The 13,222-nt window shown below is 37.5% G+C and carries 15 protein-coding genes; 9 read left to right on the forward strand and 6 right to left on the reverse strand.

What is annotated here, in order from left to right; genetic code table 11:
* Positions 1 to 107 precede the first annotated feature (107 nt).
* Together DRF60_RS14020 and DRF60_RS14025 are read left to right on the forward strand one after the other, a co-directional pair.
* Positions 108 to 2,159, forward strand: a complete 2,052-nt coding sequence (locus tag DRF60_RS14020; RefSeq protein ID WP_116012643.1) for an IgGFc-binding protein — start codon at positions 108 to 110, stop codon at positions 2,157 to 2,159.
* A 2-nt stretch (positions 2,160 to 2,161) separates the two neighbouring features.
* On the forward strand, positions 2,162 to 2,683 hold the full coding sequence (locus tag DRF60_RS14025; RefSeq protein ID WP_116012644.1) for a hypothetical protein: 522 nt from the start codon (positions 2,162 to 2,164) through the stop codon (positions 2,681 to 2,683).
* A gap of 217 nt (positions 2,684 to 2,900) precedes the next feature.
* Here DRF60_RS14025 and DRF60_RS14030 read toward each other — a convergent pair whose 3' ends face one another.
* A complete protein-coding gene (locus DRF60_RS14030) occupies positions 2,901 to 3,350 on the reverse strand; it encodes a GNAT family N-acetyltransferase (RefSeq protein ID WP_116012645.1) in 450 nt (149 codons plus the stop codon).
* A gap of 452 nt (positions 3,351 to 3,802) precedes the next feature.
* Between DRF60_RS14030 and DRF60_RS14035 the strand changes: the two genes are divergently transcribed.
* From DRF60_RS14035 to DRF60_RS14050, 3 genes are all read left to right on the forward strand, one after another.
* Positions 3,803 to 4,765, forward strand: a complete 963-nt coding sequence (locus tag DRF60_RS14035) for a beta-1,6-N-acetylglucosaminyltransferase (protein WP_202974461.1) — start codon at positions 3,803 to 3,805, stop codon at positions 4,763 to 4,765.
* Positions 4,766 to 4,936: 171 nt separating this feature from the next.
* The gene (locus DRF60_RS14045) at positions 4,937 to 5,722 is read left to right on the forward strand and encodes an XRE family transcriptional regulator (protein WP_116012647.1); all 786 of its coding nucleotides are present in this window, start codon (positions 4,937 to 4,939) and stop codon (positions 5,720 to 5,722) included.
* A 19-nt stretch (positions 5,723 to 5,741) separates the two neighbouring features.
* Entirely contained in the window at positions 5,742 to 6,353 is a 612-nt protein-coding gene (locus DRF60_RS14050; protein ID WP_116012648.1) for an alpha-ketoglutarate-dependent dioxygenase AlkB family protein, read from the forward strand.
* A gap of 11 nt (positions 6,354 to 6,364) precedes the next feature.
* Here the strand turns inward: DRF60_RS14050 and xth are convergent, their stop codons facing one another.
* The gene (xth, locus tag DRF60_RS14055; RefSeq protein WP_116012649.1) at positions 6,365 to 7,138 is read right to left on the reverse strand and encodes an exodeoxyribonuclease III; all 774 of its coding nucleotides are present in this window, start codon (positions 7,136 to 7,138) and stop codon (positions 6,365 to 6,367) included.
* 372 nt (positions 7,139 to 7,510) lie between these two features.
* Here xth and DRF60_RS14060 point away from each other — a divergent pair, with 372 nt between their 5' ends.
* Positions 7,511 to 7,741, forward strand: coding sequence for a hypothetical protein (locus DRF60_RS14060; RefSeq protein WP_116012650.1), 231 nt, complete (start codon positions 7,511 to 7,513; stop codon positions 7,739 to 7,741).
* Between the two features lie 139 nt (positions 7,742 to 7,880).
* Positions 7,881 to 8,447 (forward strand): YciE/YciF ferroxidase family protein, encoded by a 567-nt coding sequence (locus DRF60_RS14065; protein WP_116012651.1) that lies wholly within the window; start codon positions 7,881 to 7,883, stop codon positions 8,445 to 8,447.
* Positions 8,448 to 8,549: 102 nt separating this feature from the next.
* Here DRF60_RS14065 and DRF60_RS14070 read toward each other — a convergent pair whose 3' ends face one another.
* On the reverse strand, positions 8,550 to 8,894 hold the full coding sequence (locus DRF60_RS14070; RefSeq protein WP_116012652.1) for a hypothetical protein: 345 nt from the start codon (positions 8,892 to 8,894) through the stop codon (positions 8,550 to 8,552).
* A gap of 100 nt (positions 8,895 to 8,994) precedes the next feature.
* Here DRF60_RS14070 and DRF60_RS14075 point away from each other — a divergent pair, with 100 nt between their 5' ends.
* Entirely contained in the window at positions 8,995 to 9,597 is a 603-nt protein-coding gene (locus DRF60_RS14075; protein ID WP_116012653.1) for a DNA-3-methyladenine glycosylase, read from the forward strand.
* Positions 9,598 to 9,646: 49 nt separating this feature from the next.
* On the opposite strand, the gene DRF60_RS14080 is transcribed toward DRF60_RS14075, so the two are convergent.
* Both DRF60_RS14080 and DRF60_RS14085 read right to left on the reverse strand, forming a co-directional pair.
* A complete protein-coding gene (locus DRF60_RS14080; RefSeq protein ID WP_116012654.1) occupies positions 9,647 to 11,044 on the reverse strand; it encodes an alkaline phosphatase in 1,398 nt (465 codons plus the stop codon).
* A 140-nt stretch (positions 11,045 to 11,184) separates the two neighbouring features.
* Entirely contained in the window at positions 11,185 to 11,523 is a 339-nt protein-coding gene (locus tag DRF60_RS14085; RefSeq protein ID WP_116012655.1) for a MerC domain-containing protein, read from the reverse strand.
* A gap of 624 nt (positions 11,524 to 12,147) precedes the next feature.
* On the opposite strand from DRF60_RS14085, the gene DRF60_RS14090 reads away from it, so the two are divergent.
* Positions 12,148 to 12,639 carry a hypothetical protein gene (locus DRF60_RS14090; RefSeq protein ID WP_116012656.1) on the forward strand — a complete coding sequence of 164 codons (492 nt, stop codon included), beginning with the start codon at positions 12,148 to 12,150 and terminating at the stop codon, positions 12,637 to 12,639.
* A gap of 4 nt (positions 12,640 to 12,643) precedes the next feature.
* Here the strand turns inward: DRF60_RS14090 and DRF60_RS14095 are convergent, their stop codons facing one another.
* Positions 12,644 to 13,108 (reverse strand): NUDIX hydrolase, encoded by a 465-nt coding sequence (locus tag DRF60_RS14095; RefSeq protein WP_116012674.1) that lies wholly within the window; start codon positions 13,106 to 13,108, stop codon positions 12,644 to 12,646.
* Between the last annotated feature and the right edge of the window lie 114 nt (positions 13,109 to 13,222).

The following is a 13,222-nucleotide window of genomic DNA, read 5'->3' on the forward strand; positions in this document are numbered from 1 at the left end:
ATTGTTTCAAACTTTATATTAAGAAACAGAGAGTTATAATAAACCAACTAAACATTCCAAAATTTAAGAAAAAATATCAATTATTATAAAACTATAAAAATTATACAATGCGTAAATTTCATTTTTTGATTGTGTTTTTCCTGTCACAGTTATTTTATTCCCAGCTGGACAATACGCACTACCTACAGCCTATTATCTTTGGAGCTTATGGCTCAACGGTAGCAACTATTACGGAAGAGTATATTTATTTGTCAACCCCGTCAACTAGTAATATATCAGTAACGGTAAGAATGGCTGACGGAACAACCATTCCTCGACTATCCGTTTACAATATAAATGCTGCAACCAGTACTATTGTAACCAATGGCGTGGTAACATTTGCTAATACAACTCCAGTGAGGCTATCCGTTATCAATGCCTCAAACGTGGTTTTAGCACCCGGTACATCACCCATGACCCGGCCTACAACCACTGCAGGAACTATAATCCCGGCCAACGTAGGTGGTATGATCTTCCAGTCTACAGCTAACTTTTTTGTTAATTACAGGGGAACTGACCCTTCTCAGGCAGGATCTTCTCTTACTAAGGGAAAAGTAGCCCTGGGCAAAAATTTCTTTTGGGGTGGAACACCAAATGAGTTCACCACTTCAGTAGCTGAAGTCGGAAATATGGTTTCCATTATGGCTACAGAAAATAATACAGTAGTCACCATTAATAATATTGATGCAGGAACCGAATTCATCAATGGAGCCAGCGCAACCCCATTAACAGGTACTACTTTTACAAGAACACTTCAAAAAGGACAGTCTTTTATACTCTATGCTAAAGTAAAATTAAATACATTCAGCTTGCAGGACAGAGGCTGGCTGGGAGCTAAAATTGTAGCGGACAAAAATATTGCGGTAACAGTTGGAGGGTTAATGCAGCAAGGAAGTATAGAAACAGGAACCGTATCAGACAGCCGGGATTTTGCAGTGGATCAACTGGTACCCGTAGAACAACTCGGGAATGAATATATTATAATGCAGGGAAATGGCGGAACATACGAAAGAGTGGTCGTGATCGCTACAGAAGCCAATACAACAGTGAGTGTCAATGGAAGCGCTACTCCCAGCTATACTTTAGCCAATATCGGAGATTATGTCATTGTACCGGGCAGTTCATTTACCAATAAGAATATGTACCTGAAAACCAATAAAGCGGTTTATGTTTTTCATAAAATTTTCGGAAGCTCTTCTTTAGCGACAAACAGCTTTATGTTTATCCCCCCACTATCATGTTTTGGACAGACATCAGTAAACATGATTCCGGATGCAAAACAAATAGGAGCAACGATCTATCCCAATACAGAGCTTTCCGTACTTGCCGCAAGCGGAACAGCAAACGCACCTGCCGTAACGGTAGGAGGAACCTCTCTTGCACCTATTGTTGCAGCAGGAACCGCTGTCCCTGGAAATCCTAACTGGAGAAGCTACAGATATGATATTGCCAATGCTTCAGGGGGAACAGCTACTATTAAAAATGTAAGAGTGAGCTCAGCAGGAACCATACAGGCAGAAATAATCGGAGCAAGCGGTGTTGCAGGATTCGGTGGTTATTATTCAGGATTCGGAACTGCTCCCATAGTTACCATCGCTGTAGCCAACAGTCCTAGTACAAGACCTTGTACGGGTACTACAGGAAGCTCAACCTTGTCATTATCTGTAACTCCCGGATTAGGTGCTTACCAATGGTATAAGAATGGTGTTGCCATTTCCGGGGCAACTACCAGTAACTATTCTATTCCAATCACTGATAATATTGCAGCGGAATACAATGTAGTGGTAACTCCACCCGGAGGCTGTCTTATTTATTCCAATGTTGTTAAATCTTATGCCTGCCCATGTTACAAACCTGGCGTAGCAGGAACTCCGGAAATCACAAAAATCGGGATTTCTACAAGAGCTTCCAAAAGCACAATAAATTTTCCTGCGGATGTTAACAACGGATTTATTGCTTTAGAATCTAATGATAAAGGATTGGTCATCACAAGAGTATCGGATCCGGAAATTTCAATTACCAATCCTGTTGACGGAATGATGGTTTTCGACACAGACGATGTCTGCCTGAAAATCTATGACGGAACAAAATGGAGCTGTATTAACCAAACATGTAATTAATTATGAATTTAAGTATAAAAACACTCACTATATCTCTTTTCATATCAGCTTTTGCAAACGCCCAGGTTGGATTTGAAAAAACATCTGTAGACGGAAGCGGTTTGGTAGATTTCCCTTCCGGAACTACGAAAGGAATTATTCTTCCCCAAGTAAGCGACAATACAAATATGACAAATGTAGCTGAAGGAACATTTGTTTTTGACGGTGCCAGTTCCAAAGTAAAATATTATAACGGAACCGCATGGGTAGAACTTACAGGACAGGCCGGTACTTCCAAAACATTACTGGCAGGAGCCGAAAACAATCAATCTAAAGGGCTGGTTATCGGATCCGCTGATTCTCCTGCAGAAAAAGGAGTTTTAATTCTGGAATCTCAAGACAAGGCACTTATTTTACCGAAAGTAATCAACCCCGCAGCCAACGTACAATCGCCAAGCGCAGGAATGATGTGTTATGACCCGGTTGCAAAACTGGTTTGCTTTTATAACGGAACCAGTTGGGCATTTTGGGGAAATATTGAGTAATGTAACTCTTTCCAGCTAAGCCCCAAAAACATAAAAGCCTTCAAAACAATTTGAAGGCTTTTTATATTCTTTATTTTATTATTCTCTTATCGTCTTCCATAGTTTACTTCGTTTAAAATTGACTATTGCTCTAACATCGTTTTTTTGAGATTTAGTTACCTAATATTAACGTTTCGGACTTTATAATTGGAGGCAAAACCATTGCTATATAATGTTCTTATACTTCGATTTGATAAATTCTTGATTTTTCCTCCCAGGGGTGGTAACCTTCTCCTATATATTCAAATCCATATTTTTCATAATAGCCTACATGGTCAGTACATAGATTTAAATACCTAAATCCGAAAGATTTCGTATCATTTTTAGCCTTTTCTATGAGTAATGCACCATAAGCATTTCCTCGATATTTTTCTTCAACATCTATTGCACAAATCCAGGGATATAAATCCATTCTACTTATAAAGTCGTTTGTAATTAATCCGGCACACCCAATTATTTCTCCCTCTTTCTCTAATAAATACCATTGAGGTAAAGACTGTGTAGCATTAATACTGTTCGAGATACAATCTTCATAAATAACGGGCGAAATTTCAGACCAACTGTCTTGAAAATATTTTATTGCTTTTTCTTTGTATTCCGGATTTTGTCTTACTGAAATTATCTTCATTATTTGTTTATTTACATTCGTTCTTTAAAATAGCATATAATTCCGAAGCTTGCGAACTTACTACTTCGAGATGATCGTTTCTGAGATTATTTTTTTATCGGTAATGCTTTACTTCTAAAGTTTATCTGCAAGTTTTATATTTAATTTTTTTCCTTCATTATGAATAACAGCCAAATCCATACAAGTAATGCCAATGAAGTTCAGCAGAATGTTCTTCTGCTTTGATGATATCAAAGTGTTCCATTAAAAATTCTGGAAGTAAGAATTTAAGAAGGTCGTAATCGCTTAGCATAAGACAAAGATACAGCCACTAAACATTCCCCCCAACTTTTAAGACTGATTCATTATTTATTATGCAAAAAATATCATTATTTTTTTTGTATATTTACATAAATGTATATTAATACTTTATAAAATAAGTTGTAAACATTCATAATTTTAAATAATGCAAAATGATAAATGTTTACCCGGAAGACAGCAATGGGCACAGTATCGGTAATATTCCCATGAAAACCATCAATATTGCGTACTTAATTTTAGTACATCGTTTACCTGATCAATTCAAGCGGCTTTTTAAAGCGCTTTACGATCCTTCCAATTTTTACCTTATTCACATCGATAAAAAAGCCAGTCAGGAGATTGGTGAAGAGGTCAGCGTGTTTTTACAGAAATATCCGAATGTGCATATTCTTAAAAGCAAGAATGTTGTTTGGGGCGGCTACAGCATGGTTCAGGCAGAACTGGACGGAATGAAATATCTGTTGGACATGGAGATGAAATGGGACTACTTTATCAATTTGAGTGGTCAGGATTATCCTTTGAAATCACAGGAGATCATCAAAGAATTTCTGTCAAAAAATAATGGGAAGAGCTATATAAAAATTGCGGATCAGAAGAAAAGCAGACCAGAAACGATGAACCGGATTGAAAATTATTTCGAAGAATCAGAAGATAAAATTTCGGAGGAAACCCATAAAAGAGGTTTTATGAAAGGGGTTGTTCCCTATATTGGCGGACAATGGATGATTCTCACCAGAAGCTGTTGTGAATTTATCTGCAACAGTACCGAGGTGAAAAGGTTTGAAGATTATTACCTGAATACCTTAATTGCCGATGAGTCATTCTTCCAGACCGTGTTGATGAATACTTCTTTTGATGGCATTCTGGTAGATGATGATAAAAGAGCAATTATCTGGATTCCTGATGGTAATGTTAAATTGAGACCAAAAACTTTCACTGAAACGGATTTAGTTTTTCTGCAAACAGGAAACCATCTTTTTGCAAGGAAATTCGATGATAATGTGGATAGCAAAATTATAGGATGCATTAAAGATCAGTATGATGAGCCTTTTAAAACATTTATAAAAATAAGTGATATAAAAAGCATTGCAAAAAATTTAAATCATCTCAATTAAAAATTGTTGAACTGAAAATCCTCCAAAAAATTTTCTCAATCTCAAAGATACCCTGGCTGATTAAGCCAGGTTTTTGGTGATAAAAATTTCCATGTGATTTATAGGTTTTGTAATGTAAAAAAAGAGCTTTTCTAATCGGAATTTGTATTTTTGTTGATATATTTTGTATCAATGTCTATTTTTTCAAACAATATTCGCTTTTTAAGAGATAAAAGAGAACTCTCTCAACAATCCGTAGCCAATGAATTAAGCATTTCCCGCGTCCGGTATTCCAAATATGAAAACGGGGTCTCGGAACCGCCTATTGAGCTTCTTATAAAAATATCTAAATATTTTCATGTCAGTATTGATCTTCTGGTCTCTGTAGATATCCGGAAATATCCCGTTGAAGACATGCTGAAGCTTCCGGACAACAGAATTGTCCTGCCGGTAGCTGTAGACGACCTGGGAAATGATACCATTGAAATTATTCCGCAGAAAGCATCCATGGGTTATCTTGAAGGCTACAGTGATGTTGGTTATATTGAAAGCCTGCAAAGAATTGCCTTACCCTTCCTGACTAACGGTAAATACAGGGCTTTTCCGGCAGATGGAGATTCCATGCCGCCTTTTAGGAACGGATCTTATATCGTAGGGAAATATGTAGAGGGAATTGATGAACTGAAACCGGGTAAAACCTATGTTTTTATCACCTTAAATGACGGAATTACCTATAAACGTTTCAAAGAAAAAAAAGGAAATACCATCTGTGTAAGTGCAGATAATTCTTTCTACGAACCTTATGAAATTCCCTTTGAAGAAATTGTAGAGATCTGGCAGTATGCATCAGGGATTTTTCCTGAAGATTTTGAGCCTGGTGACTATGATAATTATAATTTTAAAGAAATGTTCCGGGAACTGAAGCAGAATATCAAACAGCTGGACAAAAAAGTTTCCGGACGCCGTAAATCTAAATAATGCTGACATCAATCGTATAATGGATCAGTTAAGCTTATTTAATTCAGATGAATATTTTCGGTTTCCGAAAGAACTGCTGGAATACACCGAACACTTTCTGCCGGAAGATGAAGCTTCAAAACTTGAGGAGCTTCTGATGCGTACGGCACCGTGGAAACAGAGAACCCAGAAAATGTATGATAAAATGGTTCTTACACCAAGACTCACAGCATGGTACGGAGATGCAAGCAGAACCTATCAGTTAGGCGGTAACTCTTTTAACGTCAATCCATGGCTTCCTGAATTATTATCCTTAAAACAACAGATAGAAAAATCATCCGGCTATAAGTTTAATTCTGTACTGCTGAATTTATACCGTGACGGAAACGATTCCGTAGCATGGCATCGGGACAAAGAAAGCGAGCTGGGAAACCGTCCCGTCATTGCTTCCGTAAGTCTTGGTCAGGTAAGGAATTTTGATTTCCGGAAAGCAGATGACCATCGGAATAAATACAGCTTACCGCTTCAGCACGGATCCCTGTTGATTATGAAAGGAGATCTGCAGGTAAACTGGGAACACCGCATTGCAAAATCTACAAAACCTATGAAACCGAGGCTCAACCTTACCTTTCGTCTGGTTCATGAGATATAGGCGAAAGGTATTTATTTCTCCAATTGAATCCATACAGGCGCATGATCACTGCTTTTCGTCCAGCCACGGACATGACTGTCGACACCGCCGGACTGTAAGCCTGAATGAAGATACGGACTTAAAAGAATATGATCCAGCCTTATGCCTGCATTACGGTCGTATGCCTTATACAGATAATCCCAGAAAGTGTAAACAGTGTCGTCGGGATATAGCGTACGGATAGAATCAACCCAGCCTTTATTTAACAGCTCTCTGTAGACTTTTCTGACTTCTGTCCTGAATAATGCATCATTTTCCCAGCGTTCAGGTTTATAAACATCTCTGGGTTCAGGAATAATATTAAAATCACCGATGAGTACGGCAGGGAGTTCCATTTTGATGAGTTTATTAGTTCGTCTTTTAAACCGTTTGAGCCAATCTAGTTTGTAGTCAAATTTTGGGCCCGGATAAGGGTTTCCGTTGGGAAGATACAGGCAGCATATCACCATCTCATCAATAATAGCTTCAATATAACGGCTCTGCAGGTCTTCAGTATTTCCGGGCAGGGCTCTCTGAACTTCTGTAATCTCCAGGTCTTTGGAAAGTATGGCTACCCCATTCCAGCTTTTCTGTCCGTTCCATATGGCCTGATATCCTGCATCATTGATTTCTTTTAAAGGAAAACGTTCCTGCGGCGCTTTTAGTTCCTGAAGACAGACAATATCCGGCACGGCTTCTTTCAACCATTGCAGCAAGACAGGTAAGCGGGCATTGATTCCGTTAACATTATACGTTGCTATTTTCATATGGAGATGATTGGAAACTTTGTATCTTAATTTATGAGGCAATAATTATTCCATCATATTGAGTAGTAATAAGATATTTCGAATGAATAATACATTTATAATTAAAATAATATTTTGATTTTTATATTGGCATAATTTATTCATTACGTTAAAAATAAAATTTTATCCCATATTAAATAAAAATTTCGCAAAAGCAGAATTTGTACTGAATAATGAAAATCAGGATCGAATTTAACTATTGAAAGAAAAAACGAAAACGGAGAATTTGAAACAGTTCCCGGCCATAATTACCAGACTGAATGACCATATCTTTTATAAAATGGAGTGAACCATTCGACGGCAAACTTATTTTTGAAAAATAAAAACAAGCTTATGAAATACAATCAAGCCTTAGAATATAAAAAGAAAGCTTTAAAAAAAGCGGATAAATCTGTACTCCAGAATTTTCATATCATTATTACCCCAGCTGATACACGGGAAAGTGCAAAATATATAGAAGATTTCTCGAAAAATCCTGATGATTTTAATGACAGTAGCTGTAAAAAATACTGTTCAAATGATGAGTATGAAGTGATGAGCTTTAAAAAAGAACCGGAAGAATAACCTCTACCCTATTGGATCGGTCCAAAAATTTCCTTATTTATAAATATCATACCTGCCACATACATACCCGGAAATACAGGCTGGTCCCATAATTGCAGATATTACGTCATCAAATAATCAATCACTAAATTATATTATTATGGAAACTAAAAAAACAACAAGAAAAGCAGCCTCGAAAACCGCAGCAAAAAAAACAGGAAAAACTCCTGCTAAAAAAAATGCAGCCAAGCAGCTGAAAGATTTGTTTGAAGATTCACTGAAAGACATTTACTGGGCAGAAAAAGCCCTTGTGAAGGCCTTGCCTAAAATGCATAAGAATGCAACAGACAAAAAACTTAAAACGGCTATCGAACAGCATCTTAATGAAACAGAAATCCATGTAAAAAGGCTGGAAGAATGTTTTGCTGCTCTCGGTAAAAAAGCCCAGGCAAAAAAATGCGATGCCATGCAGGGATTATTAGATGAGGGAAAAAGCATTATGGAAGAAACTGAGGCCGGAGCCGTAAGAGATGCGGGAATAATTACCGCTGCACAGAAAGTGGAGCATTATGAAATTGCGACTTATGGATCGCTGGCTGCCTATGCTAAAGTTCTTAATGAAAAAGTATGCCTGAAAAACCTGCTGGCTACTCTTAATGAAGAAAAAAAGTGTGATGAACTTCTAACTAAAATAGCGGATACTGCCATTAACACTAAAGCAAAGTAAGATTATATTTTTATTAACGGAGACCTGGAAACAGGTCTCTTTTTATGTTTATTGATTTCAGACTAATATTCAAATGCTTCATGACAGGAATTTATCACCTAATCAGCTTATAAAATTCAGCAGGCGTTTTCTTGTGATGACTTGGTTTTCTTTATAGAATTCTTCTTCATCCGAACGTGACAGTGAAGCTGTAGATTGAGCAGAAAGCCATGTCACAAATAAGCCCCGGGTTTCAAAGATCCTTGGGAAATTGAAATCGCCGTCATATATTTCTCCGTACATGAACTCCTGATTTTCGTTTACTTTCATACCCATTCCGCAATAATCTCTGTGACTGTAGCCCAAAACGGCACCAGTCTGTAATTTATCTGCGACATGATTAGCCAGTCTTTCTCCAAACGCAACAGTGTCCGGTTCCGGTCTTTCTGAAAAAAGGTAATTGCCCATAAGTTTAAGTTATTCTAATCACTAATCTTCTAAGTTAACAATAATTTGTATCAGTTGTTTTAACTTTGCTTCATCTTAAAACTATAATAAATAAAAGGATTTGAAACTGCCACTTTCTTACTATTTGAATCAGGATGTTATCTTCCTGGCTAAGGATCTTTTGGGAAAAGTACTTTTCACTGAAATAGATGGAGACATCACCGCGGGAATTATTGTAGAAACCGAGGCCTATTTCGGTGTCGTAGATAAAGCTTCCCATGCTTACGGAGGACGCCGCACCGGACGTACCGAAACATTATATACCCAGGGCGGCGTTTCCTACGTTTATCTATGTTATGGAATCCATCATCTATTTAATATTGTAAGCTCCGTTCAGGACGAGCCCCATGCGGTATTGGTTAGGGCTGTGGAACCATTAATAGGTACCGAAATCATGGAGCTCAGGCGGAACATGCCGGCTTCTAAGGCAGCTATTTCATCAGGGCCCGGTTCAGCAGCTAAGGCTTTGGGTATTGACCGTTCTTTTAATAAAAAAGATTTAAGTGGAAACGAAATTTGGATTGAAGATCACGGTATAAAATTTTCTCCGGACGAAATCGTTTCAGGACCGCGGATTGGAGTTGCCTATGCTCAGGAAGATGCACTGCTGCCATGGCGTTTTTATGTGAAGGGCAATAAGTTTGTAAGCAAACCCAGATCCTGATAACTGTTGCTTAAATATTAGTATCAATAAAAATATTTGGTCGTGATATTTATATCTGTGCAGCTTTTAGCATCAGATAATGCAGGTCTGTATTTTTAATAAACGGCGGCAGAAGTTCTTTCCCCGGACCGTAAACGGCAACTTCTACATAATCTCCAGAGTGATCCATACTGATCCATCCGACAGAATTATGTTTTTTCTGAATTTCTGAGTAGGCTTTAAAAGGTAATTTTTTATAGTTGTAAAGTCCGGCTTCCTGCTTTTCGAGCCCGGAATAAAAACTGATCAGATGTTTAGCTTCATCATCAGCAAGACGTATTTTGTTGCTCTCATAGATCCAGTCTTTCATCTGCTGAAGATTAAAATCCGGATGAATAGCGTTCAGAATATATTCATTGGTGTATCGATAATTGGAGATGCTGTTAAAATTTTTAGTGGCATCCGGTCCATAGATTGTTCCGGGATTAGCATTTCCATGGTCTGTTGTGATGATGACCAGTGTATTCTGATCTTTCTCTGCAAAATCCATTACGGTTTTTATAGCTTCATCAAAAGCAAGCTGATCATGAATTAAAGCAGAAATATCATTGGCATGCGCTGCCCAGTCAACTTTTCCGCCTTCAACCTGTAAGACGAAACCTTCCTGATGGTCTTTCATCTGATGAATAGCGGTTTGAGCCATTTCAGCAAGAGAGGGCATTTGCTGTAGCTCAGGAATATTCGCCCTGTCGATGGAATATGGCAAAGCACCGGAATTGAAAACCCCTAAAGTTTTTCTGCCTTTTTCTGCCGTTTTTAGGTCTTCCCTATTTTTAAGCACCTGATACCCTTTCTGCTTATAGTAGCCATAGAGGTCTTTCTTGTCTTTTCTTTTTAAAGGATTAAAAAATTCATCTCCGCCACCCATCATCACATCAAAGCCAATTTCAGCATACATTTCCGCAATTTCATTTTCTGCATTCCGGCTGTCTGAATTTACACAGAAACCTGCCGGAGTCGCGTGGGTAATCGTTACTGTCGTTACGCAGCCTGTTTTTTTTCCAGACTTTTTGAACTTTTGCCAGATTGGAACATATTTTTCTCCATTGGCGCCAATATTAAGGACACCATTTTTTACGCGGTTTCCTCCTCCAAAAGACGAACTGGCCGCAGCAGAATCTGTAACAATGGAGCTTGCAGAAGCAGTATCCATCAAAGCACGGGAAACTTTATTTTCAAAATAAAGAGTCATCCAGTTTCCGTTTTTCCCCAGGATATTCTGCGAATACAGATTAGCCATTGCTAAAGTTCCTGAGCTCATCCCATCACTGATCATGAAGATAATATTTTTTGCTTTTTTCCCTGGACCCGAAATTTCCTTTGCATGGTTGGCTAAAAAATCAACCGGATTTAGGGTAAATAGGCCTGACAGCAAAGCTGAACCTTTTAAAAATTTGCGTCTGTTCATCTTGATAAATTTCGTATTACAATTTAGAGGGTTATTCTATATAATGAAATCATGTTGCGTTAATTAATTATGAATTTCATCTTCAATGTCCTGAGATTCTTCTGGCTTTGGAATCTTCAAAGCAGCCAGAATTATTATAATTAATGCTTATGATTCTTAAAATTGATGATATGGCCTGTAATTAATCCCGCTGCTCCTGCGTAAATTAAAGGAATATGAATTTCAAATATCAAATCTGCCAGAACAGAAATTAAGATGAGGATAAGAGAAGCCCAAAAAAGAAGTTTAAGCCAGATGCTGGCTATATTTTTGGTGACCCGATAGACCACAACAGCACCAATGATAAGGAAAGCAAGATCAATATAAGGATTATGGGAAATTCCCAACGGAATGATCATTAACAGAGGGAAAACAATACAATGGATAAGACAAAGAACCGCCGCAGAAATTCCTACTGCATCAAGAATTTTTGATTTCATAAAGATATGGGATTTAAATTTCTTATTGTAACTTCTTACAAAAGTATAGATAAATTTTAAATAATGCAATAAAGTTGCATTAAATAATAAGACAGATTAGAGATACACACGCTAAAACTGAAATTTTAAATATCATTAATTATTCTGATATAGTTCTATAACAATCAGATACTCAGAAAAAAATGGGTGATCTCTGCAATAAAGTGACAATTTACAGGGTTCTTGAAAGACTTGAAAAATGAAGGGCTTATTCATAAAATTGTTAACGTTGACGGTGTTGTGAATTTCGCTAAATGCAGTGGAAAATGTAATTCAGAAAAGCATTTTCACAATTTATATTCATTTCAACTGCAAACAATGCCGTTCAGTGACCCGCATTGAAAATTTGATTCCTGATATAAGACTTCCGCCAGACTTTATAGTACAGGAATATAAGTTATAGTAAGCGGAATATGTCCGTAATGTTCCAAAGTATAAAACCTTGTGCAACACTGCTTGATCACCTGTTTGCTTTCCGGGCGTTTATAAAGGCCCGGGATCGTTTTTACTGTACCTTAAGCAGATTAATGTTTGGTAAAGCAAATAAAAGTACTATTTTTATTTTTATAAAAGAAAACATCAACTATGCCGACTGAAGCTTCCCACAAGCTGATTCCGATGACAGATTTTGTTATTGAGTACTACTCTAACGAAGGATATGCCGATCTTCAGACATTACGCCTGATGAAAAACTATGCAAATTTTCTAAGACGTCCTCTGACACTTGGAATGTTTGTCCCTGTAGATCTAAAAGGAAATGTATTGAAAGAACCCAAGAACTATACCTCCTGGAAGTCACTTGACCATAATGCTGTAAAAAGGACAGACACTATGGGATTTGAGGAATATGCTGGGTATCAGGCTGCAGAACGGAATTGTCTGTTCGAAGGCTTTACAATTGCTTACAATGGATATTCTGTGGTAAGGATTGTGGCTTCTTATGATGAAACAGTTGAGCTCTCTTTTAATAAAATAGACATGATGTCATCTGCCTTCCAAGATATTGAATCACTCACGGTTTTTAATGATATTTATCTTACGGTCAATGCTCTGGAGTCTATTGGGATCAAAAAATAAAAAGCTATTTCACTTCATTCAGCATCTTTTCCAGTTCGGTTATAAAAGCTGTCTGCGCAGGATTGATCTTTCTCTGAGCTTCTTCTGATTCAAACCATTCCCATTGGTCTATCTCAGGAATTTCGATCATCTTAGAAGATCTTGGTGGCCATTCCACCTGTAAGGTATTGCTGTAAAGTCCTGATGTTTCAAGATCACTCTCCAAAGCCCATGCATAAACGGTTTTACCGCCTTTCTGTTTAACAGGTGATAAAGCGGTAAACTTTCCTTGTATGGCTTGGCCTGTTTCCTCTTTAAACTCAATTAAGGCCCGTTCCAAAGGATCTTCACCAGGTATGATCTCGCCTTTTGGAATAGACCATGCCCCTGCCTCTTTATTTTTCCAGAACGGACCGCCAGGATGAACAAGAAAATAATAATGACTGTTTTTTTCTCTTTTAAACAGTAAAATGCCGGCACTTGTTTTCATGTCTTTAAAATAACATATTTTAAAGATACTTAACTTTAATTTGTGCATTTAATTCATAGGGTTGCAAACACTTTATTCATAGACCCTTCAATACTTTTTGAAATACTGTGATTA

It is taken from the genome of Chryseobacterium elymi (genome assembly GCF_003385495.1).
Classification (GTDB): Bacteria; Bacteroidota; Bacteroidia; order Flavobacteriales; family Weeksellaceae; genus Chryseobacterium; species Chryseobacterium elymi.

Coding starts and splice junctions, on each gene's coding strand:
- DRF60_RS14060 (WP_116012650.1), top strand. CDS start 7,511: ATGAAATACAATCAAGCCTTAGAATATAAAAAGAAAGCTTTAAAAAAA.
- DRF60_RS14090 (WP_116012656.1), top strand. CDS start 12,148: ATGCCGACTGAAGCTTCCCACAAGCTGATTCCGATGACAGATTTTGTT.
- DRF60_RS14080 (WP_116012654.1), bottom strand. CDS start 11,044: ATGAACAGACGCAAATTTTTAAAAGGTTCAGCTTTGCTGTCAGGCCTA.
- DRF60_RS14025 (WP_116012644.1), top strand. CDS start 2,162: ATGAATTTAAGTATAAAAACACTCACTATATCTCTTTTCATATCAGCT.
- DRF60_RS14020 (WP_116012643.1), top strand. CDS start 108: ATGCGTAAATTTCATTTTTTGATTGTGTTTTTCCTGTCACAGTTATTT.
- DRF60_RS14035 (WP_202974461.1), top strand. CDS start 3,803: ATGATAAATGTTTACCCGGAAGACAGCAATGGGCACAGTATCGGTAAT.
- DRF60_RS14095 (WP_116012674.1), bottom strand. CDS start 13,108: ATGAAAACAAGTGCCGGCATTTTACTGTTTAAAAGAGAAAAAAACAGT.
- DRF60_RS14085 (WP_116012655.1), bottom strand. CDS start 11,523: ATGAAATCAAAAATTCTTGATGCAGTAGGAATTTCTGCGGCGGTTCTT.
- DRF60_RS14065 (WP_116012651.1), top strand. CDS start 7,881: ATGGAAACTAAAAAAACAACAAGAAAAGCAGCCTCGAAAACCGCAGCA.
- DRF60_RS14050 (WP_116012648.1), top strand. CDS start 5,742: ATGGATCAGTTAAGCTTATTTAATTCAGATGAATATTTTCGGTTTCCG.
- DRF60_RS14045 (WP_116012647.1), top strand. CDS start 4,937: ATGTCTATTTTTTCAAACAATATTCGCTTTTTAAGAGATAAAAGAGAA.
- xth (WP_116012649.1), bottom strand. CDS start 7,138: ATGAAAATAGCAACGTATAATGTTAACGGAATCAATGCCCGCTTACCT.
- DRF60_RS14030 (WP_116012645.1), bottom strand. CDS start 3,350: ATGAAGATAATTTCAGTAAGACAAAATCCGGAATACAAAGAAAAAGCA.
- DRF60_RS14070 (WP_116012652.1), bottom strand. CDS start 8,894: ATGGGCAATTACCTTTTTTCAGAAAGACCGGAACCGGACACTGTTGCG.